23 protein-coding genes are annotated in these 23,099 nt (G+C 63.3%); 10 read left to right on the plus strand and 13 right to left on the minus strand.

The window, feature by feature from the left end; all coding sequences use genetic code 11:
* Window positions 1–53 precede the first annotated feature (53 nt).
* Window positions 54–542, minus strand: a complete 489-nt coding sequence (locus tag RMR04_RS20605; RefSeq protein WP_311910226.1) for a GNAT family N-acetyltransferase — start codon at window positions 540–542, stop codon at window positions 54–56.
* Between the two features lie 13 nt (window positions 543–555).
* Complete coding sequence (locus tag RMR04_RS20610; RefSeq protein WP_311910227.1) at window positions 556–1,389, minus strand: sulfite exporter TauE/SafE family protein; 834 nt, start codon at window positions 1,387–1,389, stop codon at window positions 556–558.
* Window positions 1,390–1,701: 312 nt separating this feature from the next.
* Here RMR04_RS20610 and RMR04_RS20615 point away from each other — a divergent pair, with 312 nt between their 5' ends.
* Window positions 1,702–2,928 (plus strand): SMP-30/gluconolactonase/LRE family protein, encoded by a 1,227-nt coding sequence (locus tag RMR04_RS20615; protein WP_311910228.1) that lies wholly within the window; start codon window positions 1,702–1,704, stop codon window positions 2,926–2,928.
* 96 nt (window positions 2,929–3,024) lie between these two features.
* Here the strand turns inward: RMR04_RS20615 and RMR04_RS20620 are convergent, their stop codons facing one another.
* The 4 genes from RMR04_RS20620 to RMR04_RS20635 all read right to left on the minus strand — a co-directional run bounded on the left by RMR04_RS20620 (window position 3,025) and on the right by RMR04_RS20635 (window position 5,839).
* Window positions 3,025–3,735, minus strand: coding sequence for a DUF1428 domain-containing protein (locus RMR04_RS20620; RefSeq protein WP_311910229.1), 711 nt, complete (start codon window positions 3,733–3,735; stop codon window positions 3,025–3,027).
* 110 nt (window positions 3,736–3,845) lie between these two features.
* Complete coding sequence (locus tag RMR04_RS20625) at window positions 3,846–4,301, minus strand: SRPBCC family protein (protein ID WP_311910230.1); 456 nt, start codon at window positions 4,299–4,301, stop codon at window positions 3,846–3,848.
* A 58-nt stretch (window positions 4,302–4,359) separates the two neighbouring features.
* Window positions 4,360–4,719 (minus strand): ArsR/SmtB family transcription factor, encoded by a 360-nt coding sequence (locus tag RMR04_RS20630; RefSeq protein WP_311910231.1) that lies wholly within the window; start codon window positions 4,717–4,719, stop codon window positions 4,360–4,362.
* A 478-nt stretch (window positions 4,720–5,197) separates the two neighbouring features.
* On the minus strand, window positions 5,198–5,839 hold the full coding sequence (locus RMR04_RS20635) for a TetR/AcrR family transcriptional regulator (protein WP_311910232.1): 642 nt from the start codon (window positions 5,837–5,839) through the stop codon (window positions 5,198–5,200).
* A 241-nt stretch (window positions 5,840–6,080) separates the two neighbouring features.
* On the opposite strand from RMR04_RS20635, the gene RMR04_RS20640 reads away from it, so the two are divergent.
* The 4 genes from RMR04_RS20640 to RMR04_RS32140 all read left to right on the plus strand — a co-directional run bounded on the left by RMR04_RS20640 (window position 6,081) and on the right by RMR04_RS32140 (window position 10,081).
* The gene (locus tag RMR04_RS20640) at window positions 6,081–7,277 is read left to right on the plus strand and encodes an ABC transporter substrate-binding protein (RefSeq protein WP_311910233.1); all 1,197 of its coding nucleotides are present in this window, start codon (window positions 6,081–6,083) and stop codon (window positions 7,275–7,277) included.
* Window positions 7,277–8,206, plus strand: coding sequence for a MaoC/PaaZ C-terminal domain-containing protein (locus RMR04_RS20645; RefSeq protein WP_311910235.1), 930 nt, complete (start codon window positions 7,277–7,279; stop codon window positions 8,204–8,206). The genes RMR04_RS20640 and RMR04_RS20645 overlap by 1 nt, the downstream gene beginning before the upstream one ends.
* Before the next feature lie 94 nt (window positions 8,207–8,300).
* Window positions 8,301–9,932 (plus strand): AMP-binding protein, encoded by a 1,632-nt coding sequence (locus RMR04_RS20650; RefSeq protein ID WP_311910236.1) that lies wholly within the window; start codon window positions 8,301–8,303, stop codon window positions 9,930–9,932.
* A gap of 71 nt (window positions 9,933–10,003) precedes the next feature.
* Window positions 10,004–10,081, plus strand: coding sequence for a hypothetical protein (locus RMR04_RS32140; RefSeq protein WP_410492279.1), 78 nt, complete (start codon window positions 10,004–10,006; stop codon window positions 10,079–10,081).
* Window positions 10,082–10,270: 189 nt separating this feature from the next.
* On the opposite strand, the gene RMR04_RS20660 is transcribed toward RMR04_RS32140, so the two are convergent.
* Genes RMR04_RS20660 through RMR04_RS20685 form a run of 6 tightly spaced genes read right to left on the minus strand, consistent with a single transcriptional unit; the run spans window position 10,271 to window position 16,227 of the window.
* Window positions 10,271–11,335 (minus strand): LacI family DNA-binding transcriptional regulator, encoded by a 1,065-nt coding sequence (locus RMR04_RS20660; protein WP_311910237.1) that lies wholly within the window; start codon window positions 11,333–11,335, stop codon window positions 10,271–10,273.
* Window positions 11,335–11,976 (minus strand): ThuA domain-containing protein, encoded by a 642-nt coding sequence (locus tag RMR04_RS20665; protein ID WP_311910238.1) that lies wholly within the window; start codon window positions 11,974–11,976, stop codon window positions 11,335–11,337. The genes RMR04_RS20660 and RMR04_RS20665 overlap by 1 nt, the downstream gene beginning before the upstream one ends.
* A gap of 17 nt (window positions 11,977–11,993) precedes the next feature.
* Window positions 11,994–13,091, minus strand: coding sequence for a Gfo/Idh/MocA family protein (locus tag RMR04_RS20670; RefSeq protein ID WP_311910239.1), 1,098 nt, complete (start codon window positions 13,089–13,091; stop codon window positions 11,994–11,996).
* Between the two features lie 46 nt (window positions 13,092–13,137).
* On the minus strand, window positions 13,138–13,989 hold the full coding sequence (locus RMR04_RS20675) for a carbohydrate ABC transporter permease (protein WP_311910240.1): 852 nt from the start codon (window positions 13,987–13,989) through the stop codon (window positions 13,138–13,140).
* The gene (locus RMR04_RS20680; RefSeq protein WP_311910242.1) at window positions 13,982–14,914 is read right to left on the minus strand and encodes a carbohydrate ABC transporter permease; all 933 of its coding nucleotides are present in this window, start codon (window positions 14,912–14,914) and stop codon (window positions 13,982–13,984) included. Before RMR04_RS20680 ends, RMR04_RS20675 begins: the two co-directional genes overlap by 8 nt.
* A 53-nt stretch (window positions 14,915–14,967) precedes the next feature.
* A complete protein-coding gene (locus tag RMR04_RS20685; protein ID WP_311910243.1) occupies window positions 14,968–16,227 on the minus strand; it encodes an extracellular solute-binding protein in 1,260 nt (419 codons plus the stop codon).
* Between the two features lie 183 nt (window positions 16,228–16,410).
* Between RMR04_RS20685 and RMR04_RS20690 the strand changes: the two genes are divergently transcribed.
* On the plus strand, window positions 16,411–17,169 hold the full coding sequence (locus tag RMR04_RS20690; RefSeq protein ID WP_311910245.1) for an SDR family NAD(P)-dependent oxidoreductase: 759 nt from the start codon (window positions 16,411–16,413) through the stop codon (window positions 17,167–17,169).
* A gap of 2 nt (window positions 17,170–17,171) precedes the next feature.
* Here the strand turns inward: RMR04_RS20690 and RMR04_RS20695 are convergent, their stop codons facing one another.
* On the minus strand, window positions 17,172–18,335 hold the full coding sequence (locus RMR04_RS20695; RefSeq protein WP_311910246.1) for an ATP-binding protein: 1,164 nt from the start codon (window positions 18,333–18,335) through the stop codon (window positions 17,172–17,174).
* A gap of 370 nt (window positions 18,336–18,705) precedes the next feature.
* Here RMR04_RS20695 and RMR04_RS20700 point away from each other — a divergent pair, with 370 nt between their 5' ends.
* From RMR04_RS20700 to RMR04_RS20715, 4 genes are all read left to right on the plus strand, one after another.
* A complete protein-coding gene (locus tag RMR04_RS20700; protein ID WP_311910247.1) occupies window positions 18,706–18,936 on the plus strand; it encodes a hypothetical protein in 231 nt (76 codons plus the stop codon).
* Between the two features lie 158 nt (window positions 18,937–19,094).
* Window positions 19,095–20,195 (plus strand): aldose epimerase family protein, encoded by a 1,101-nt coding sequence (locus tag RMR04_RS20705; RefSeq protein ID WP_311910248.1) that lies wholly within the window; start codon window positions 19,095–19,097, stop codon window positions 20,193–20,195.
* Between the two features lie 143 nt (window positions 20,196–20,338).
* On the plus strand, window positions 20,339–21,292 hold the full coding sequence (ytfQ, locus tag RMR04_RS20710) for a galactofuranose ABC transporter, galactofuranose-binding protein YtfQ (RefSeq protein ID WP_311915895.1): 954 nt from the start codon (window positions 20,339–20,341) through the stop codon (window positions 21,290–21,292).
* Window positions 21,293–21,509: 217 nt separating this feature from the next.
* Complete coding sequence (locus RMR04_RS20715; RefSeq protein WP_311910249.1) at window positions 21,510–23,087, plus strand: sugar ABC transporter ATP-binding protein; 1,578 nt, start codon at window positions 21,510–21,512, stop codon at window positions 23,085–23,087.
* Window positions 23,088–23,099: the final 12 nt, after the last annotated feature.

Below are 23,099 nucleotides of genomic sequence, written 5' to 3' on the forward strand. Positions count from 1 at the left end.
CCGGGCTCAGGCCTTCGGCCTGCCCCGGAATGACGGTGTGGTTCCAGCTGAAATCACTCGGCTCGGGCTGTCGCGACGAGTGCCTCACCCGTCAGCCGGTAGAAGATCTTCTCCCGCTGCGCGACCGCGCCCAGGCTCTCATAGAAGCGCAGCAATTCGGGATTGGCGGCGTCTGCCGTCCAGTCGAGACGCTTATGGCCGCGCGCCAATGCGAGGTCGGCAAGCGCGCGCATCAAGGCGCGGCCGATGCCGGCTCCACGCGCCTCACGCGCCACGTAAAGCTCCTTCAGGAAGAAGCCCGAGGTCAGGCCGGGTCCGGGATAGATCGCCGCAGCCGCGGCGAAGCCGAGCAGCGCCGCGCCATCCCCAGCGATCAGCAGCTCGACGCCGGCCGGCGGCGCCGCGATGCCGGCCAGGATCTGCGCCGGCTCCGGGCACGGCACGCGGTAATGCCCCTGCATCTCGACCATCAGCGCCACCAGCGCCGGATGGTCGGCCTCCGTGAGAGGACGAATGCGGATTTTCCGGGTCTGAGCAGCCATCATCCGCCCTCCTTCAGACAAGCAGCGACCAGAGGAAGCGGCTGGCGATGACCAGCAGGAACAGCCCGAAGGCCACCTCCAGCTTGCGCTTCGAGAGCCTATGCGCCAGGCGCGCGCCGATCGGGGCTGTCCAGATCGAGGTCGGGATGAAGAGCAGGAAGCCGATGAAGGAGACATAGCCGAGCGAGAGCGGCGGCAGCACGTCCATCTTCGGCCAGCCGGCATAGATGAAGCCGAGTGCGCCGGGGATCGAGATCAGGACGCCCAGCCCCGAGGAGGTCGCGACGGCCTGGTGGATCGGGCGGCCATAGAAGGTCATGAACAGGCTCGATAATTGGCCGCCGCCAATGCCCATCAGGGCCGAGAGCACGCCGATGACGCCGCCATAGATCGTCATCACAGGCCTGCCCGGCATCTCGGAGCCGAGCTTCCAGCGATCCGAAGCGAAGAGCAGGCGCATGGCGCTGGCGACCGCGACGACGACGAAGACGATCTTGAACAGATCAGGCGGCGCGAAGCGGGCGACATAGCTGCCGAGGATGACGCCGAGCACGACCGGAACGGCCCAGACCTTGAGGATGTCGAGATCGACCAGCCCCTTGGCGCGATGGGCGTTGAAGGAGCGGATCGAGGTCGGGATGATGATGGCAAGCGACGTGCCGACGCAAAGCGGCATGCGCACCTCTTCGGGCACGCCGATGACGCGGAAGACCTCGTAGAGCACCGGCACGATGACCGCGCCGCCGCCGACGCCGAAAAGGCCGGCGAGCACGCCCGTGAAGGCGCCTGCGACGACGAGCGAGACGGCGAGGAAGACGAGATCGCCGATCGGTATTCCAGCAAACATGGGATGAGCCCGGTGATTTTCAGGCGCATCCTGTGGGCGATTTCGCCTGCGACGGCAAGGCTGGCTGCGGCAGAGCGGCCATACCCGGACAAGCAAGAGCCGGACCGGGACAGGGCTATTCCCATGCGGCTGGGGCAAGGCAGCCCCCTTGCCATGAGGGCTCGACCGAGCGCAACGGAGCGGCCGATCCTGAGGCCGCGTCCCAGGTGACGCCGCTGCAACCCATCATCGGAAAGGACCAGAGACCACACAGGGATGGCACGCAGCATCTGGACTAAATCGTTTCAATCAATAAAAATTGAGGGAGGTACGATGACAGACCCCTATGAAGCGACATCTCCGCAAGGCGCGCTTTCGCGGCGAGCCCTGATCAGGGCAGCCAGTGCCGGCGTACTCGCCGCGGCAGCCGGCCCCGTTCTGGCGCAGACCGCGGCCAGCCCCGCCGCACCACCGACCACCATCACCAACCCGCCGCGCGATTTCAGCCCGCGCGGCGCGCCGACCACCTATTTCTGGGATCCCGACGTCATCGCGGTCGACCCGTCCTTCAATGGCCTGGCCCAGCCCAACGCCTCGATCCAACGGCTCTGGACCGGCGGGCTCTGGGTCGAGGGGCCGGCTTGGAACGCACAAGGGCAATACCTGGTCTGGAGCGACATCCCGCGCAACCGCCAGATGCGCTGGATCGAGGATGACGGCCATGTCAGCGTCTTCCGCGCGCCCTCGGGCAACAGCAACGGCAACAGCTTCGACTTCCAGGGCCGGCAGCTCTCCTGCGAGCATCTCAACCGCCGCGTCGTGCGCTATGAGCTCGACGGTTCGGCGACCGTTCTGGCCGACAGTTTCCAGGGCAAGAAGCTGAACTCGCCCAACGATATCGCAGCCCATCCCGACGGCAGCTACTGGTTCACCGATCCGCCCTATGGCGGCCAGCTCTATGAGGGCGCACCAGACGCGGCCGGCGGCCCGAGCAACGCCAATGGCAAGATCAATCCGCGGCTTGGCCAATTGCCCGGCATCGGGCTGGCGAAGCGCGAATTGCCGACCAACACCTACCGGCTCGATCCGAGCGGGCGCCTCGACATCGTCGCCACCGAGCAACAGGTGCCGGACCCGAACGGGCTCGCCTTTTCGCCTGACTACAAGAAACTCTACATCTGCTCGACTGGAAAAGGGCCAGGCGACACCGGGCCGGGCGGCAAGGGCGACATCCATGTCTTCGATGTCGGTGCCGACAACAAGCTCTCGAACCAGAAGCTCTTCGCCGATTGCATGATCGACGGCATCAATTGCGGGCCGGACGGCTTGCGCTGCGATGTCGAGGGCAATCTCTGGGCCTCGTCCAATGCCGGGCGCAATGTCGGCTATAACGGCGTCACGGTGTTCAATCCGGCCGGCAAGCTGATCGGCCGGATCAGGCTGCCGGAGGTCTGCGGCAATATCTGCTTCGGCGGCCCCAAGCGAAACCGGCTGTTCATGGCCGCAAGCCAGTCGATCTACGCGGTCTATCTCGCGACGCAGGGCGCCGGGCCGGGCTGAACCAGCCTGATGTCACTCATGGAGGAGCCCCGGAGCGTTCTGCTCCGGGGCTCCTTCGTCATTCCGGCGGCCAAGCAGACGGCAAACCCGTCGGCCTTACGCGTCGACGATCGGTGCGAAGCCACCATGGATCAGGCGCCTCCCGTCGAAGGGCATCTCGCGCCGCATCCGCGGATCGGCCATGACCTTCTGCCAGCCGGCATTGCGGACCTCTTTTGAGGGCCATTCGATCCAGGAATAGACCACCGTCTCGTCGGCTGTCGCCTGCACCGCCCGCTTGAAATCGGTGAGCTTGCCGTCGGGAACATCCTCGCCCCAGCTGTCGACGACGCGGGCGGCGCCGTGCTCGCACAAAACCGCGCCATGATGTTTGCAGAAGTCGCGATAGGCGTCCTTGTTGCCGCTCGGAACCGCAGCGACCATGCCGTCGACATAGGCCATTCCACCGCTGGCGCCCTGCTGGGCAAGCGAAGCGAAGCCGCCATAGATCATGCGCTTGCCGTCGAAGGGCATGGAGGTGCCCATCTCCTTCATGCGCGGGTCGCTCATCATCTTCTCATTCGCCGCGTCGGCGACGGCCTTGTCGGGAAATTCGAGCCAGGAGAAGACGACGACCTCGTCGGGCGCAGCCTGCACAGCGCTCTTGAAGTCGGTCAGCTTGCCGTCGGGGATGTCGTCGCCCCAGGCCTCGACGAGGCGGGTCGCGCCGAACTCCCTGAAGATCGGGGCGGCATCAGCGGCATGCTTGCGATAGGCCTCCTTGTTCGCAGCCGGAACGGCGACGACGAATCCTTGCACATAGGTCATGGCTTCACTCCCAGGGGTTCGAGGCCGGTTGGAGCGTTTTCACGCGAACCGGTATCCACTTCGCTCGAAGGCGCTCTCGCCTCCAAAGCCGTCCCCGATCGCATGCGCGATCAGGCGAACAGCGCCTCCAGCTTGACCATCGAGCCGGTCCAGCCATGGGTGTGGCTCTTGACCACCTGCTCGTCGAAGAGCTGCTCGTGCAGCAGCGTCAGGATGGTGATGTCGCCATCGGGCTTCAGCGTGACGGTGACGCGCGAGACGCGCTCGGGCGTCGTCACCCAGGACCAGCTGAAGACCAGCCGCTCATTCGCGACGACCTCGTGATAGGCGCCCGAGACCTGATGCCGCGCGCCGGTGTTTTCCAGCATCACGATGCGGTAGACGCCGCCGACCCGGACATCGAGCTCGGCCTCCAGCGTCTCGACGTTTTCCGGCCCGAACCAGCGCGTCAGCAGCTTGGGATCGGTCCAGGCCCGATAGACCTCGGCGGGGCTGGCGTTCAAGCGCCGCTTCATCGTCAGGCTCGGCGTGGTTTTGGTCGGAGTGGTTTTGGCTCGAGCGTCCATCGCATCGCCTCCCGGCACGTTTCTTGTTTCAGGCGCCGCCTCGTTCGGGCGTCGTCTTTCAGATCTTGTCTTTCACATCCCGATCCTGGCGCTGCGCGTTCAGCATCGCCTCCAGCGCGTCGAGGCGCTGGGTCCAGAACCTTTGGTAGCGCGCGAGCCAGCCCATCGCCTCCTCCATCGGTTCCGCGTTGAGGCGGCACGATACCGTGCGGCCCTGCTTCGAGCGCGTGACCAGCCCGGCATCGGAGAGCACGTCGAGATGCTTCATGATCGCCGGCAGCGAGACCGGAAAGGGCCGCGCCAAGTCGCTGATCGAGAGCCCGTCCTCCCCTTCGAGACGCGCCAGCAACGCCCGCCGCGTCGGATCGGACAGAGCGGAAAAGGTGCGGTCGAGCTGCGTCCCTTGAAACTTAACCATTGAGTTAAGTTTAGGCGCGCGACATGGTGCCGTCAAGCCTTACGCCACTGCACGCCGCCCGCATGCAGGTGTAGGGAAACCCAAAGTTTGCCGCAGTTGAGCAAAACTGCCGCAAACCGCGCCCGTCAGCCGGAGTTCGCCCCTCGCGTTTGACCAGGGAACACGCAGATTGCCATCTCGCGACGCGACGGACCGGCACTTGCTCCAAGTGCGAGACATGCGAAGGAACTGCGGGATGCAAAAGTTGCGAGAAGATCGCTCTTGTTCTCACGGCGCACAAAGATTGGCGCCGGGATGCGCAACTTGGCACCGATATGCAGAAAGTTTGGCACTTGCCGTGGTTTCCCCCGCCCCCCGCGGCACCTCCAACACGCTTTAGGATACGATCTTTTGAAAACGTACGGGCGATTCACGAGAATCGCCGTGCGACATTTCGCATGCGGCGACGTTGCGCTCTATCGGCCTCGCTGCCGCCCCTCTAGCCGCGAGCCGAAGGGTTCGGCGCCAAACCGCCTCGGGCGAAGGTCATATATGCGGCAACGATTTTCTCATCCATGTTGCCCTCGTCGTCCAGCCGATGCTTGAGACGCAGGCCATAGTAAATGCGGGACGCCATCAGGGTCAGCCCCATTGCTTCAATTCCGTCGTCATCGAGGGTTCGGATTTCGCCTCGTTGCGAGGCATTTCGGAGAACGCGGCGATAACCATCGTCGATCGTTTTGAAGTACTCCTCGAACGCTTCCGGCACAAAGAGTTCCGCTTCGCTAAGAACGCGCACGAAGAACGGGTTCTGGTACAGAAATCTGAACCAGGCTCGAAAAGCCGACTCCTCGCGCTCGAAAAACGTCGCGTCAGAAGGAATGTGCGAGCTGACATAAGCCCTTAGAAGCACGCCATATTCGACAACGAGGTCCGCAAAAAGCTCCTCGCGATTTTGGAAGTAGTTGTAAAAGGTGCCGAGGGCGATACCGGCACGGTCCGTTATCCTGATGAGCGTAGCGGAAGCAAATCCGCTTTCTCCGATAATTTCGGCAGTGCTCTGATGCAATCGCTGCCGAGTCTGCTCGACCTTCTCCTTCCGGGTCAGCTTGACGGCGGCTTGCGGGCGAGACGTCGCCAAATTCCATGCTCCTCGGATTGGCGGCCGTGCCGCACTGCCTGCCCTACATAGCCCAATCGGTGCGATGGCGCACGTTCCGGCGTGATCGGTACCACGCGCGCAACGCAGTGACAGCCCATGTGCGTCGGCTCCGGACGCGGCCGAAAACTCAAAACATGAAACATGAAACGTCTTTCATTTTTGTTGACGAGCTCCCTTCCCGCGTGTTAGGCGAAAGAAAAAATGCAAACGGGAGGTTTGAGTGAAAAAGCAATTCTTGACCGCTTTCAGCGTCTTCGCATTCACGGCCGCAGCACACGGGCAGCAAGCACCGCTAAAGATCGGCGTGGTTGCCGATATGTCCGGGATGTATTCCGACATGACCGGGACTGGATCAGTCGAAGCCGTCAAACTTGCTGTTCAAGATTTCGGCGGAAAGCTGAATGGAAGATCGATCGAGGTTGTGTCGGCCGATCACCAGAATAAGGGCGACATTGCAAGCAGCCTCGTCCGCAAATGGTTCGACGCTGACGGCGTAGACGTCGTCGTGAATGCAGCTGGTTCAGCGGTGGCTCTGGCGGTCGTGGCGATCGCGAAGAACGCCAACAAGACCGCACTGATCACCGGAGCGGTTACGGATCGCCTCTCGAATGAGGCCTGCACCCCCAACAGCGTGCATTATGGCATCGATAATCACGCGCTCGTCGTGGGGACCGTCGATGCGCTGCTCGCTCAGGGCAAGAAGAAATTCTTCTTCATTGTCGCCGACTACGCCTTCGGCCACTCGTTCTTGGCCCAGGCCCGGCCCTATATTGAGGCCCATGGCGGTCAAGTCGTTGGCTCGGTTCGACACCCATTGAATTCGGCCGATATGTCATCCTTCCTGCTTCAGGCACAGGCCTCTGGCGCCGATGTGATCGCGCTGGCCAATGCCGGCAGCGACACGATCAACTCGGTATCCCAAGCCGGCGAGTTCGGCATGACGCAGGGCAAGCAAAGCGTCGCGGCGATGGTGATGTTCCTCACCGACGTGCACTCGCTCGGCCTGGAGAAATCACAGGGCCTTCTGCTCACGACCCCTAGCTACTGGAATCTCAACGACGAGACGCGCGCCTTCTCGCAGCGCTTCAACAAGGTCGTCGGCCGGATGCCAACCTTCTACCAGCAGGCCGACTACTCTGCGACCCTCGCCTATCTCAAGGCTGCGGAAAAGGTCGGCACGCAGGACGGCGCCAAGGTCGTCGCCGAGATGAAAGGCAAGCCCATCAACGACGGATTTGCCCAAGGCGGGATGATCAGGGAGGACGGCCTTCTCGTCCACGACGTCTACCTCGCGCGCGTCAAGAAGCCATCGGAATCCAAGGCTCCTTGGGACTATTACGATATCGTCGCGAAAATTCCCGGCGATAAGGCCTTTCGGCAGCTCGATAAGTCCGAGTGCCCGCTGGTGAAGAAGTGATGGCAACCGCAACGAGGGTGATGGCACTAGCCGAGAAGCCTCGTGCTTCTGCCGTCGCGGCCGGTGATTTGCTCGACGGCAGCGCCGCTGGACGCGTCGTGGTGGAGCGTTCAACCACCGTTTCGACAAGAGACCTCCTCTGCTTTGCGGGAGGGGTAGGCGCGGGCGACGATATTTATCTGGATGATGCCCGAGCTGGCGGAATTGTCGCCGCTCCCGGCTTCCACTGCGCGTTCGAGTGGCCGTGCATTTTGGCGGATGGCTATCTCGAAGCGCTAGGGATCGCCCGCGAGCGCCTGCTCCAGATCAAGCTCCACGCATTCCAGGACACCCGGTTTTTGGCTCCGATCCGACCGGATAGCGTCTATAAGACGACACTCAGGATCGCGGAGATACGGCAGGTTCGTCCCGGTTGCCTCGTTGTCTCGGAGATGACGACAGCGAACGAAGCAACGGGCGAAATCGTCACCAAGAGCTTTTATGGGTCAATCTTCCGAGGCGCACGGACGGATAATGAAGTCATCTCCCGTGACCTGCCTCCGCTGAGGGACGATGCCGGCATCAGCGAACCTTTATGGCATGTCGCGATACCGGTTTCTCGCGCCCTGCCGCAGGTTTACACGGCCTGCAGTGACATCTGGAATCCGATCCATACGGAGCGGCAGTTTGCATTGGGAGCCGGGCTTCCGGATATCATTCTGCACGGAACATGCACCTGGACCCTTGCGGGCTTGGCACTGCTGGGCCGGAACGGACGCAAACGACGACTGACGCGTCTTGCTGGACGCTTTTCCTCGATCGTCCTGCCGGATCAAGACCTTGGCTTGTCTTCGCGGGTCGCCGGCCCCGGCATTGAGCATTTTGCCGTGCTGCGGTCGGACGGCGAAGTGGCTCTGTCTCACGGCATCATGGAGAGCGCCGAAGCCTAGTCGGCCCTCCGCCTAAAAAGTCTCTTCAACCTCATAAATGCAGGCCGACCGCCAATTTCGACGCGGCGTGGCCTCCAAGTACTGGGAGGAAATAATGGTTTCGCTGAGGGAAGCGGAAAGCAGCTTCAACTATGAGCGCGCGGCCGCTGAGGTGCTCGGTGGCAGGCTGGATTCCATGAATGCAGCGTTTGAATGCTGCGATCGGCACGACGCGCACAAGGTCGCTCTCGTCTGGGAGAGCGACACCGGCAAGTCCGAGGAATGGACCTTCGGCAAGCTTTCCCAACATTCGCAGCAACTGGCGAACGTGCTCAAGCAGCAGGGGGTTCAACCCGGCGATTGTGTAGGCGGCCTTCTGCCTCGTATCCCGGAGCTGATCGTCACAATCCTCGCCACCTGGCGCGTCGGCGGCATCTACCAGCCCTTATTCACGGCATTCGGACCCAAGGCGATCGAACATCGTGTCACGACGGCGAAGACCCGCGTCGTTGTCACCACCCCCGCCGATAGAAGCAAGCTAGACGGTGTCTTTGAAGGCACCGTCATTTCGACGGACGCCACCGCACCCAATGACATCGATTTCTGGTCGGAGATCAGGACCGCCTCAGAGCAGTTCGAAGCTGTGGCCCGCGACGGCGAAGATCCGTTCTTGATGATGTTCACGTCCGGAACGACCGGGCTCGCCAAGCCATTGATGGTTCCGAACAAAGCGATCATCGCATTTGCGGCATATCTGCGGGATGCGGTCGGCCTTCGGCCAGAAGACAACTTCTGGAATATGGCCGATCCCGGGTGGGCATATGGTCTCTACAACGGCATCGTCGGTCCGCTCGCCCTGGGCCATACGACCACGTTCTTCGACGGGCGCTTCACGGTCGACAACTTCTGCAAACTCATCGAGCGGCGCCGGATCTCCAACTTAATCGGAGCCCCGACCGCTTATCGGATGATCATGGCTGAAGGGCCTGCTGCGGCCGCTTCAATCAAGGGAATGCTACGTGTCGTCAGCAGCGCTGGCGAACCACTCAATCCTGAGGTGGCGCGTTGGTTCAAGGATGAACTCGGCGCGCCAATCTACGACCACTTCGGCCAGACCGAAGTGGGCATGGTCCTGTGCAATCATCACCACCTCGAGCACCCGGTGGTACTCGGCGCGGCCGGCAGGGCAAGCCCAGGCTATCATTTGGTGGTTCTTGGCGAGGACCACCAAGAACGTCCGGCGGGCGAGCCAGGCGTGCTTGCGATAGACCGCGTGAAGTCGCCCCTGATGTGGTTCAAGGGCTATCACGGCGTCGAAACCAAAGCCTTTGTCGGCGACTACTATCTGACGGGCGACACGGTCGTATTGAATGCGGACGGCAACATCACCTTTGTCGGCCGCGAGGACGACATCATCACCTCCGCGGGCTACCGGATCGGACCTTTCGACGTGGAAAGCGCCCTGATGGAGCATCCCGCCATTGCCGAGACAGCGGTCATCGGGAAGCCAGACCCCGAGCGCACCGAGGTGGTGAAAGCCTTCATCGTTCTCAAGGCCGGCGAAAATGCCTCTGACGCGCTGATTTCTGAACTGCAGCAACACGTCAGGAAGCGTCTCTCGGCCCACGCCTATCCGCGCGAAATCGTCTTCGTGCAGAGCCTCCCCAAAACACCGAGCGGTAAGGTTCAGCGGGGCGTGTTGCGGCAACGGGAGGTTGCGGCCGCGAACCTTGGCACCGCAGCATGACCGCTGACGGCCCTTTGACTGTGATCAGAGTCGTTGAGTTCGCCGGCATCGGCCCGGGGCCGTTTGCCGCCATGCTCCTCGCCGATCTGGGCGCGGATATCATTCGGATCGATCGGCTTGGTGGGTCATCGCCGGCAAAACCGGGATAATCCGCAAGGCCGTCATCGGACATATCCAGCGGGATGTGTCTTTGCGCTCATTTCTCCAGCATTTCGCACACCTCCACATGGCGCTCCGCGTTGAGCAGGCTGCGCTGAGATGCCGGGATCAGAAAGATGAGGAGAGATCGCCGGGCCGAGCCAATCCTGGCATGGACGCCAAGGTTCTGGACGCCGAAATCAAGGCAGATTGTCCCGCAGGAAGATGTCGATCCCGATGCGCTCCTGATCCGCCACCAGCCGATCGCCTGAGCAATATGCCAGCAGTACGCGCGCCGCCGAGCGCGCTTCGTGGCCTGGATCCTGGCTGATGATCGCGTCGATGTCGCCGTGCAGCAGGAAGCGCCGCGTATGCGGCGTCAATTCATGAGCGATCCAGACGATGTCCTGGGCACGACCGGCCTGCTGCAGCGCTGCCGCGATGCCACGGTTGCCGGCGCCGGCATTATAGAGACCGACGAGATCAGCATGCTGCCGTAACAGGGCCTCTGTCGCTGCCAGCGTTTGCTCGTTGTCGTCGCGCCCCTGGACCGCCGGAAGCATGATCAGATCAGGAAATTCGCGCGCCATGACCTGATTGAAGCCATAGAGGCGCTCGGCATGGTCGCGTAGCGAAAGCGAGCCGGCGACCACAGCGACGACGCCCTGGCGGCCGCGCAGGAAGCGGCCCATCAGCGTCGCCGCGGTGCGCCCCGCAGCAGGATTGTCGATGCCGACATAATGCAGGCGCCGCGCGCTGGGCACATCGGAGACTAGGGTGACGACGGGAACGCCGCGGTCGGTGAGATCGTCGATCGCGGCGCGCACGCGCGGATGATCGAGCGCGATCGTCGCAACGCCGTGATAGCCCGGCAAGACGCCCTCGAGGACGCGCGCCAGCGCATCGGCATCAAACACGTCGACATGCTCCACATCGATGAAGGCGCGCTGGGCGGCGAGCCACTCGGCGGTGCGCGCGACCTGCTCGCCCAGCATGGTCATGAAGCTGTTGGCTCCGCTGGGCAGCACGAAGAGGAAGCGGAAGTTCTGATTGCGGGCGAGACGGGCGGCTGCAGGATCGGCCCGGTAGCCGAGCCTGGAGACGGCCGCCTCGACCCGCGCGATCGTCTTGTCGCGCACGCCGTCGCGGCGGTTGACGACGCGGTCAGCAGTCGCGAGCGACACGCCCGCGGCGCGCGCGACATCCTCCAGCGTCGCCCGCTCCAGCGTCGCCCGGCCGATGACCCCTGTCTCTTCAGCCCCCATTATCGCGCCGCCCAGAGCATCCCGCGCGTCAGCATGGTGCGGATCTCCGGTAGATCCAGCTCATAGGCGCGGTGCCCCAGCGCGCAGTAGAATACCCGGCCCTCCCCATAGCGTTTCTTCCACACGACCGGCATCTCGACGCCGTCGATCCAGGAGGCATGCTCGCCGCTGAACCGCGTCGTCGCCAGGACCTCGTTGGCGGGGTCGACATGCATGTAGTACTGCTCCGAACGGTGCTCAAAACCGGAGATGCCAGCCATGATCGGGTCATCGGGCCTCGCAATATCGACCTTGTAGTCGATGATGTTGCCGGGATGGGCAACCCACTGGCCGCCGCACATGAACTGGTAGTCCACAGAATCGCGGAACGCGTCGCACATGCCGCCGTGATGGCCGGCGAGCCCGACGCCGCCGCGAACGGCATCGCACAGCGCCCGCGCCTCGGGCTTCTCGATCTTCGACATCGTGTAGATCGGCACGATCAGGGAGAGATCGCGGATCGCGGGATCGAGGAAGGCCTCCGTCGAGGTCTCGACGCGCACCTCGAAGCCTTCAGCCTTCAGCCAGCCCCTCATCATCGAAGCGCAGAGATCGGGATCGTGACCCGCCCAGCCGCCCCATACGATCATTGCCTTACGCATTCCAGTCATCCTTCGCTTCAGTCGATCTGGCCGGTCGTACGCCCGGCGGGCAGAGGAGCTGGTCTCTCGACACGGCTCTCGATTTTGATCCGGCGCCCCTCATCGGCCGATTTCTGGAATGCCTCCATCACCTCGAGGACGTGGAAGGCGAGTGCGCCGCTGGCGCGATGCGGGCGGCCTGCAATGATCGCGGCGGCCATGTCGGCAACGCCGATCGAGCGGAACTCGCCATCGGCATGACCATGCGAAAGGGCAACCGATTCCCAACTGCCCCGCGGCTTGGCGATCTTGACCTCGCCGCCGAATTTATTCGGATCGGGCACCAGCAGGCTTGCCTTGTCGCCATGGATCTCGATCGGCGAATGGGTGTGCTGAGGCACGTCGAAGCTCATCGTGATCGAGACCACGGCACCGCTCTCGAACTCCAGCGTCCCGGCGACATGGGTTGCGACCTCGACCGGGATCAGCGCCCCGTTCATCGGCTGGCTGGTGACGCGCCTCTCGGAGCGCGGCCGCGCCGTCGAGCCCATCACGCCGGCCACCGGCCCCAGCAACTGCACCAGATCCGTGATGTAGTAGGGCCCCATGTCGAGCATCGGGCCGCCGCCGCGCAGATAGTAGAAACCCGGCGCCGGATGCCAGCTCTCATGGCCGGGGCAGCCGAAAAAGGCGCTGCCGGCGACCGGCGTGCCGATCGCGCCGTCGTCGATCAGCTTCCGCGCGGTCTGGTGGCCACCGCCGAGGAAGGTGTCCGGCGCGCAGCCGACGCGCAGATCTTTCTGGGCGGCGAGGTCCATGACCTTGCGGGCCTCGACCGTGTTGATGCCAAGCGGCTTCTCGGAGTGGACATGCTTGCCGGCATTGAGCACCGCGAGGCTGACATCGGTATGGGCGAGCGGCACGGTCAGATTGACGACGATCTCGACGTCGTCGCGCTTGAGGAGTTCGCCCACGCGCAGCCCGGGCACGCCGAACTCGGCGCCGCGCTTCTCCGCCGCGGCGCTGCGCATATCTGCGACGGCCTTGAGCTCCACCATCGGAAACTGCCTGATCGCCTCGAGATATTTCGTGCTGATGTTGCCGCAGCCAATGACGCCGATTCCGACTTTGCGCATTCTTGTCTCCACAGGTGATGTCCGAGGCCGGTTATTCGAGACGCGCTCAGCCCTTGACCGCACCGGCGGTGAGGCCCGCGACGATGTGTTTCTGAGCAAAGATGAAGAGCAGGATCGTCGGCAGCAGGGTCAGCGTGATAAACGCCAGGATCAGGTGCCATTCCGACGAGAATTCGCCCTGATAGATCATGATGCCGAGCGGCCAGGGATAAAGCTGTTCGGAATTCAGCATCACCAGAGGCAGCAGGTAGCTGTTCCAGCTGTGGACGAAGGTGATGGTGCCGACGGTCGCGAGAATCGGCCGCGACAGAGGCAGCGTCACATGACGGAAGAAGCCGAAGTAGCTGCAACCATCGACGAGCGCGGCCTCCAGCAGTTCGTGGGGCAGATCCTTGAAGAAGCGCCGCAGGAGCAGGATGCTCATGGCCAGGCTGAAGGCGACCTGAGGCAGAATGACGCCGAAATAATTGTCCAGCAGGCCGAGATCGCGAACCTTGATGAAGAGCGGCAGGATGGCGGTGGCGGCCGGGAACAACAATCCCATGGTGAGATAGCTCAGCAGCATGGAGCTGCCGAAAAAATGGATGTGAGCGAAGGCGAAGGCCGCCATCGACGCCACGATCAGCGTCAGGACGACGGTGAAGCTCCCGATTACGAACGAGTTTCCCAGCAACTGCCAGTAGCGTTTGGACAGCAGGATGCCGGTGTAGTTCTGCCACTCCCAGGTCTCCGGCAGGCCGAACGGATTGGTGCGCAGCTCACCGAGCGTCTTGAAGCCGCCGAGCAAGGTCGCCAGCAGCGGCACGGCGACGAATGCCGCCACCAGCGCGAGGAACAGCACCTTGTAGACCAGGACGAGATCGAGCGGCCGGCGGCCAACGATGGACGTGTCACTCATCGCGCATGAACCAGCGTTTGTAGGTGATGGCGAAGGTCACGCAGATCACGAACAGGATCACGCCGATGGCGCTGCCATAGCCGACGCGCATGCGCGAGACGCCGTGGTTGTAAAGGAAAGTGACCATCGTGTTGGAGGAGTCGGCCGGCCCGCCCCGGGTCAGCGGCATGACGAGGTCGAAGAGCTGCAGTGAGCCGACGACGGCAAAGAACACCGAGAGGCGGATCGTCGGGTAAAGCAGGGGGATCACCACATGGCGCAGCACCTGCCAGCGCGAGGCGCCGTCGATCCGCGCCGCCTCGACCAGATTGCGGTCCATGCCCTGCAGTGCGGCGATGAACAGCATCATGTGGAAGCCGAAATACTTCCAGATGACGACCACCAGGATGGCCAGCATCGAGGTCTGCGTGCTGGCGAGCAGGTGCGGCGCCTCAGCCCCAAACGTCCTGTAGATGGATGCCAGAAGCCCATAATTGCCGTCGTAGATGAAGCTGAAGATCAGGCCGGTCGCGACCTCGGCCAGCACATAGGGCAGGAAGAACAGCATTCGCAGCGCCACCGAGCCGCGAAACTTGTCGGCGAGAATGAGAGCCAGCGTCAGTGCCAGAGGCAGCTGGATCACCAGCGACACCGCGATGATCAACAGGTTGTTGCGAAACGCCGTGCCGAAGCCGCGCGTATCGAAGACGAAGCGGTAATTGTCGAAGCCGATCCAGCGCGTCGGGCTGCCAAACCCGTTCCAGTTGAAGCCGGAATACCAGGCCGCCTCGCCGATCGGCAGCACCACGAACAGTGTGAACAGCAACAGCGCCGGCGGCAGGAACAGCAGGAGCGAAGCGAGGCGCCCGTCGGTCGCCGCTCTCCGGCGAGCACCGGACGCTGCAGGCTTGCCGCTGATGACGGCTGCTCCGCTGTACTGAGACATCGATGTCACTCGCAGGTTGACGCGCCCGGGCCGGTCTCAATTGCCTTGCTTGCTCAATTACCTTGCTTGAAGGCGTCCTGGATCGCCTTGGCGGCCTGTTTCGGCGTCATCGAGCCGCCGGCGATCTCAGCCGTCGCGTCGTTCACCACCCGGCCGACCGAGGGGCCCAGATCCTGGTCGTAGAAGTTCTGGTGGTATTGGGAAGCGGCGATGTTCCTGGCCACGTTCTGCATGAAGGCGGCGCTCAAGGCTGCTTCCGCCCCCTTGAAGGTCGGGATGATGAAGTTCTGCTTGGCGAGCTCGCGCTGGACCTCGTCGGAGATGAAGAACTTGACGAACTCCACCGCCTCCTTCGGCGCGCCCTTGGTGATGATCCAGCCATTGACGCCGCCGAGCGTATCGGACGACCGGCCCTTGCCGCCGGCGGGCATCGGGAAGTCAAACCAACCCAGCTTCTCCTCGGAGATGCCCTTCTTGTCGGCAGCCAGCGCGCGCTGCGTCGCTGAGTGACTCGAGATCGCGAGATTCATCGCGGCCTTGCCATCACCGAAGAAGCCGAGCGCCTGCTGGTTCTTGAAACCGAGGAAGCCGTTCTGGAACGGTTCGAGATCGACGAGCTGCTTCATCAACTCGCCGGCTTTCTGGAAGGTCTCGCCTTCAAAGCCGCCATCCTGGCCCTTGAGCGCAGCCTCGAATGCCGGCTTGCCGCCGAGCCGGACCGCCAGATGCGTCCAGTAGAAATGCAGCGGCCACTTGTCCTGCCCGCCAACGGCGATCGGCGTGACACCGGCAGCCTTGAGCGTCTTCACCGCAGCCAGGAAATCGTCCCAAGTCTTGATCGCGCCGCCGTCGACGCCAGCCTTGGCGAAGAGATCCTTGTTGTACATGAAGCCGACCTGCGAGACCGTGTAAGGCAGGCCATAGAGCTTGCCATCGACCGCGAAGGCCGCGACCGCGCTCGCCGACAGATTGTCCTTGTAGGCGCCGACGCTGTTCGTGACATCCTCCAGAACCCCGGCCTCGACCTGGGCTTTCAGCACGCCGCCGGCCCAGGAGTAGAGAATGTGCGGCCGGTCCTTGGACTGCAGGATGGTCGGAAGCTTGGCCTTGTAGGCCTCGTTCTCGAGGAACTGCATCTCGACCTTGACGCCGGTGTTCTTGGCCTCGAAGCGCCGGGCGACCTCCTCCCAGATCTTCACCTGGGCGGGGTTCTGCTCGAGGTGGAGCCAGCGGACGGTGGTCTGCGCGGCCGCTGCGCCGGCGGCCAACGTCAATCCTGCGGCGGCGAGCGCCAGCCTCGTGAGAAATCGCATCGCATCCTCCCAGTCCCGTCTGTTCGCGGGTTGACGCCAGCCTAACTCAAATTATGAGGTACGCAACTCAGAAAATGCGTTGCATGACCGCTCGCCGAATGCTTTCGTCGGTTCTGCAACTGACTGGCCGTTCACGGCGGAACCGGGCCGAGCGGTCAGCGCCAATGCCTATCGGAGTTGATGATGGCTGCCGTCTATCGCGATCTTGCCGGCAAGGTGGTTCTGGTCACAGGCGGCGCCTCGGGCATCGGCGCGGCGATTTCGCGCCGATTTGCCGAGCAGGGATCGACCGTGGTGCTGTTCGACATCATGCGCGACAGCGGCGAGGCGCTGGCGCAGGAGCTGCGCGCGGCTGGATTGGCGGCGCATTTCCAATCTGTCGACCTGACCGACATCCCGGCACTGAGGGCCGGCATCGAACAGGCGCGCGCGCTGCATGGGCCGATAGACATCCTCGTGAACAATGCCGCCCATGATGAGCGACATGCGACCGAGGAGGTTACGCCGGAGTATTGGGACGACCGGATCGCGGTCAATCTGAAGCACCAGTTCTTCGCGGCGCAGGCAGTGCTGCCGGACATGAAGGCCAACAATGGCGGCGCCATCATCAACTTCGGATCGACCTCCTGGATGGCGGGTCAAGGCGGCATGGCCGCCTACACCGCCAGCAAATCCGGCGTGATCGGCCTCACCCGCTCGCTGGCGCGGGATTACGGCGCCTACAACATCCGCGTGAACGCCATCGCGCCTGGCTGGATCATGACCGAGCGACAGATCGAGAAATGGCTGACACCGGAAAGCGAGGCTGAGCTGATGCGGCGGCAATGTCTCAAGCGCCGGCTGACGCCGGACGAATTGGCGAAGTTCACCGTATTCCTCGCATCGGATGAAGCGTCAGCCTGCACCGCGCAGCATTATGTCGTGGATGGCGGGTGGGTTTAGCATTACAGTTGCATGATTTCCCGCCCAGCCAAGGCAAGGGGCATTGCCTCGATCCCATCCTTGAGCGGATATCGCTCGACGCCGGGATAGACGACGATGCGCCGCTCGGGATCTATATCCTCACAAGCGTGATGAAAGCCTCTTTCTACTTTCGGCGCCAGGCTCCTCTTAATCTCGATCGCCCAGGGGCGCCCGCCTGGCAGTGTCAGCAAGAGGTCAATTTCAGCACCTGCTGACGTCCGATAGAAATTCGCCTGGGTCCCAGAGGGTGCGGCCGTGATCAAAGTTTCGATCACAAAGCCTTCCCAGCTGGGCCCCGCCACCGGGTGGCCAAGAACATCTTCAAGCGTCGCAAGGCCAAGCAGCGTGTGGCAAAGTCCACTGTCTCGCACATAGGCTCGTGGAGATTTCACAAGGCGTTTGCCAGAATTGGCGTGCCATGGTTCGAGCCGTCTGACGAGCAGCAGGTCGACCATGAGATCCAGGTAACCTGCGACGGTTTTACCGTCGACACCAAGAGATCTGGCAAACTCGGCTGCGTTAAGGAGCCCCGACTGATGATGCGCCAGCATTGTCCAGAACCGCCTGAGCGTTTCCGCTGGTATCCGCGGCCCCAACTGGGGAATGTCGCGCTCAAGATAGGTCCGAATGAAATCCTGGCGCCACCTTGCGCTGGTTCTGTCGTTTGACGCGAGATAGCTGTCTGGAAATCCACCACGCACCCAGAGCCGATTGATCTGGTCAGCCTGAACCTCAAGACCGCTCAAGGGTCCCAGCTCCAAATAAGCGATGCGACCCGCGAGGCTCTCTCCCGATTGCTTCATCAGTTCGATCGAGGCTGAACCCAACAGGAGAAACCGGCCCGTCCTACGTCCAGCTCGCCGGCCACGATCGATGATGCCGCGCAGATTCTGAAACAGGTCAGGTAAGCGATGAACCTCGTCGAGAATGACGAGCTTCTCATCGTGTTGCGCGAAATATAGCTCTGGCTCCGACAGTTTCGCTCGATCGGCGTCGGATTCGAGGTCGAGGTAAATCGACGGCCACTGATCCGCGATCGCGTGAGCCAACGTGGTCTTTCCGACCTGGCGTGGTCCCAGAAGAGCCACCGCCGGATAGCTATCGATCAATTCGACCAACTCAGGAAAAATTCTGCGCGCGATCATCCTTGCATTTATGGATACGAACTCCTGAAATGCAAGGTTATTATGCCGCGTTGGAAATCGACCGGAGCCATGCTTTTTGCGTCGCGCAAAACCGCCTCGATGCCGTTGGGCAGGTCGTCGACGGCAATACAGCGATGGCGTGCTCCGGCGGAGAGATTGCGTTCCAATGTAAGCGCCCTTCGGTCCCACACTCCTCTCATCCATCGTGGCGTTTGGGGGGCGGTACAAAGGTGTGATCCGCACGAGCTTGATACCGGGGGACCATCCCGAGCATCATGTGTTGGCAAACGCGTACGTCAGCAAACTCCTGCGTCAGCAATGGAACACGTCTCCAGTGTCATCAGTTTCCTCGGCAAAAGAGGAGGATACGATGGCAAAGCAACCCGAAGCCCTGGCCACTTTCGCGGCGAGTGCGCGCAACAACAGCAGGAAACCTGACGACGTCGGGTTGGAGGCCACGCCGGCAACAGACGGCCTGAAAACCAATCCCGCACAGAAGGTCGATGCGGCGACCAAGGTGCTGCGCGAGGGCGTCCTTCACCGTGACGAAGGGGCGGACAAAGCCGTCGATAAACTGCCCGACCGGACGCGGGACCTGTGAGCAGCTGATGGCTCGGAAACGAGAAGCACATCAATGGCTTCGCGGTCGATCAATCGGCGGCGCCCTGCTACGCCGAACAGGCATTTGAGGGTGCTTCTTGACACCGCGCCGCTCGCGGCGCGGCATCTGTCACAGTGAGCGCCGAACCAGAGAGACGCATGCCGGTCGAACGCGAGATCTTTGGGCATCTGCCTGATGGCACCGCCATAGAGCGCGTCACGCTCAGGCGCGACGGCGGGCTGACGGCGCGCATCATCAGCTATGGCGCCGCTCTCCAGGCGCTGCTGGTGGCCGACAGCGCTGGGGCGATCGACGACATCGTCCTCGGCTTTGACGCGCTCGAGCCCTATACCCGGCCGGGCTGCTATTTCGGCATGACGGTCGGGCGCTACGCCAACCGCATTGCCGGCGGCCGCTTCGTCATCGACGGGGCGCAGGTTTCGCTTGCCTGCAACAATGGCCCCAATGCGTTGCATGGCGGCATCAACGGCTTCAGCCGCAAGGCGTGGCGGATCGTCTCGGCAGAGGATGGCCCCGTTCCGTCGCTGACGCTTACCTGCCGCAGCCGCGATGGCGAGGAAGGTTATCCCGGCACGGTCGAGACCCGGTTGAGTTATAGCCTGCCAACTCCATACGAACTCCTGCTCGAGATCACCGCAACGAGCGACCGGGCGACGGTGGTCAACCTGACCAATCACAGCTTCTTCAATCTCGACGGCACCACGGCAGGCGACATCCTCCAGCACCGGCTGCAGATCGCCGCCGATCATTTCCTTGCTGTGGACGAGACCGCGATCCCGTTGCAGGAGCCGCCGCGAGACGTCACTGGCACGCCGTTCGATTTCCGCCAGCCCCATCCGATCGGCGCCCGCATCCGGCACCCCGACGAACAATTGCGGCGTGGCCGCGGCTACGACCATAATTACTGCCTGGCTCCTGCGGATGGCTTGCCGACAGATGCCTTGCCGACGGACGACTTGCCGGCGGATGATTTGCGTTTGGCCGCTCGCGTCGAGGCGCCCCACTCCGGGCGGATCATGGAGCTCCACACCAACCAGCCCGGCCTCCAGCTCTATTCCGGCAATTTTCTCGACGGCAGCGTGGCGGGAAAGCATGGCAGGCTTCACCGCCAGGCCGACGCCTTTTGCCTGGAACCGCAGATCTGGCCCGACGCACCCAATCGCCCGGATTTCCCATCGGCCAGGCTGACGCCGGGCATGATCTACCGACATCGCACGCTCTATCGCTTCACCGCCTGAAGCGGCCCCCGCATGCACCTGCCCATTAGTAAGATAGTATGACTATTTACAGCTTCAGGAGACCCCGGTAGAACAGGGACGCGCACGTAGAGGCGCCTCGATTGATAACGTTCCGGGAGAAGCTCATGCGCCGTCTTTCATCCATGACCACGCTGCTTGCCGCGACCATGCTGGCCGGCGGTCTCAATGCCGCCAGCGCGGCGGAACTCACCGTCGGCTTTTCACAGATCGGCTCGGAATCGGGCTGGCGCGCAGCCGAGACCTCGGTCTCCAAGAGCGAGGCCAAGAAGCGCAATATCACGCTCAAGATCGCCGATGCGCAGCAGAAGCAGGAGAACCAGATCAAGGCGATCCGCTCCTTCGTCGCGCAGGGCGTCGACGCGATCTTCCTCGCGCCCGTCGTCTCGAGCGGCTGGGATTCCGTGCTGAAGGAAGCCAAGGAAGCCAAAATCCCCGTCATCCTGCTTGATCGCGACATCGATCCGGCGGGCAAGGAGCTTTATCTGACCGCCGTGACCTCCGACAGCGTCCATGAGGGCGAGGTCGCCGGCAAGTGGCTCGCCAAGACGGTCGGCTCCAAGCCCTGCAACGTCGTCGAGCTGCAGGGCACGGTCGGCGCCAGCGTCGCGACCAACCGCAAGAAGGGCTTCGATACGGCGATCGCATCAGCCTCCAACATCAAGGTCGTGCGCAGCCAGACCGGCGACTTCACCCGCGCCAAGGGCAAGGAAGTGATGGAGAGCTTCATCAAGGCCGAGGGTGGCGACAAGTCGATCTGCGCCGTCTATGCGCATAACGACGACATGATGGTGGGCGCGATCCAGGCCATGAAGGAAGCCGGCCTGAAGCCCGGCAAGGACGTGCTGACCGTCTCGATCGACGCGGTGCCCGACATCTTCAAGGCGATCGCGGCCGGCGAGGCCAATGCCACGGTCGAATTGACGCCAGACATGGCAGGCCCCGCCTTCGACGCGCTGACCGCCTACAAGAGCAAGGGCACAGTGCCACCCAAGTGGATCCAGACCGAATCCAAGCTCTACACCGCCGCCGACAATCCGCAGAAGGTCTACGATTCCAAGAAAGGCCTCGGCTACTGAGAGCCTGTCCCGAAACTCTACTCCGGCGGCCGTCTGACGCGGCTTTCTGCGCTTCCGGTGCTCACGGACACGAAGTCCGCTGCGCTCCGGTTCTCGAAAGCCGCGCCAGCCGACACACCGGAGCGCGTTTCAAAAACAGGCTCTGAGGGCCCGCGCGCGCTCCCGAGCTTGTTCCCACGGCCGCGCTACAGGCGCGGCCCGCGTGGAGATCGTGCCCATGTCTTTGCCCCCGACCACGTCCTTGTCCCCGACCGACGCCGCGCCGCCGATCGATGCCGTGCCGCTCCTGGCCGTACGCGGGCTCTCGAAGAGTTTCGCAGGGTTTCCCGCGCTCGCCGGGATCGACGTCACGCTCCGGCGTGGCGAAATCCATGCGCTGCTCGGCGAGAACGGCGCGGGCAAATCGACCTTCATCAAGGCGGTCACCGGCGTGATCGCGCGCGACGCGGGAACCGTGGCGCTGGACGGCACCGAAATCGCCCCCCGTTCGGCGCAGGAGGCGCTGCAAGCCGGCATCGCGACCGTCTACCAGGAGGTCAGCTTGCTGCCCAACCTCTCGGTCGCGCAAAACCTGTTCCTCGGACGCCAGCCGATGCGCTTTGGTCTCGTGCGGGAAGGCGAGATGCGCCGCCGCGCGGCGGCCCTGCTGCGTGATTTCGACCTCGATATCGATGTCGCCGCGCCATTGGGCGATTATTCGGTCGCCGTGCAGCATCTGGTGGCAATCGCGCGCGCCGTCGACATGTCGGCACGGATCCTGATCTTGGACGAGCCGACAGCCAGCCTCGACACCCATGAGGTCGAGATCCTGTTCCGCGTCATGCGCGGTCTCGCCGGCCGGGGCCTCGGCATCCTCTTCGTCACCCATTTCCTCGACCAGGTCTATGCGATCAGCGACCGTATCACGGTGCTGCGGAACGGCAAGCTCGTCGGCGAGCGCGAGACGGCAGCGCTGCCGCGCATGGAGCTGATCAGGATGATGCTGGGCCGCGAGCTCAGCGAGGCCACCTCGGAACATCCGGCCCAGGACGCGGCCGAAACCGCGCCCGCAGCCGGCGGCGCGATCCGGTTCGAGGGCTTCGGCAAGGCCGGCTATGTCGCGCCTTTCGACCTCGCTCTGGCGAGCGGCGAGGTCGTCGGGCTCGCCGGCCTGCTCGGCTCGGGGCGCACGGAGACGGCACGCCTGATGTTTGGGGCGGAGGCCGCCGATAGCGGGCGCCTCACCATCGACGGCCGCAGCGTGCGCCTGGCCTCGCCGCGCGACGCGATCGCACAGGGCTTCGGCTATTGCCCGGAGGAGCGCAAGACCGAAGGCATCGTCGCCGAACTCACGGTGCGCGAGAACATCGTGCTCGCCGTCCAGGCGCGACGCGGCGCGCTGCGCCCGCTCTCGCGGCGGGAGCAGGACGAGATCGCGCGGCGCTTCATCTCCATGCTCGACATCCGCCCGCCCGACCCTGAGCGCCCGATCGGGCTGCTTTCGGGCGGCAACCAGCAAAAGGCCCTGCTGGCGCGCTGGCTGGCGACGCAGCCGCGCCTTCTCATTCTCGACGAACCGACGCGCGGCATCGATGTCGGCGCCCATGCCGAGATCATCCGCCTGATCCGGCAGCTCTGCACTGAGGGCCTCGCCCTCGTCGTGATCTCGTCCGAGCTGGAGGAGATCGTGAGCTATGCCGACCGGGTCGTCGTGATGCGCGACCGCAGGCAGATCGCCACCCTGGAGGGCGAGGCCGTCAACGTCACCGCGATCCTGCAGGCGATCGCGGCCGATGCGCCCCCGCTCGCGGCGTAGAGGAAGCCGATC

Origin of the sequence: Bosea sp. 685, from assembly GCF_031884435.1 — a bacterium.
Taxonomy (GTDB): domain Bacteria; phylum Pseudomonadota; class Alphaproteobacteria; order Rhizobiales; family Beijerinckiaceae; genus Allobosea.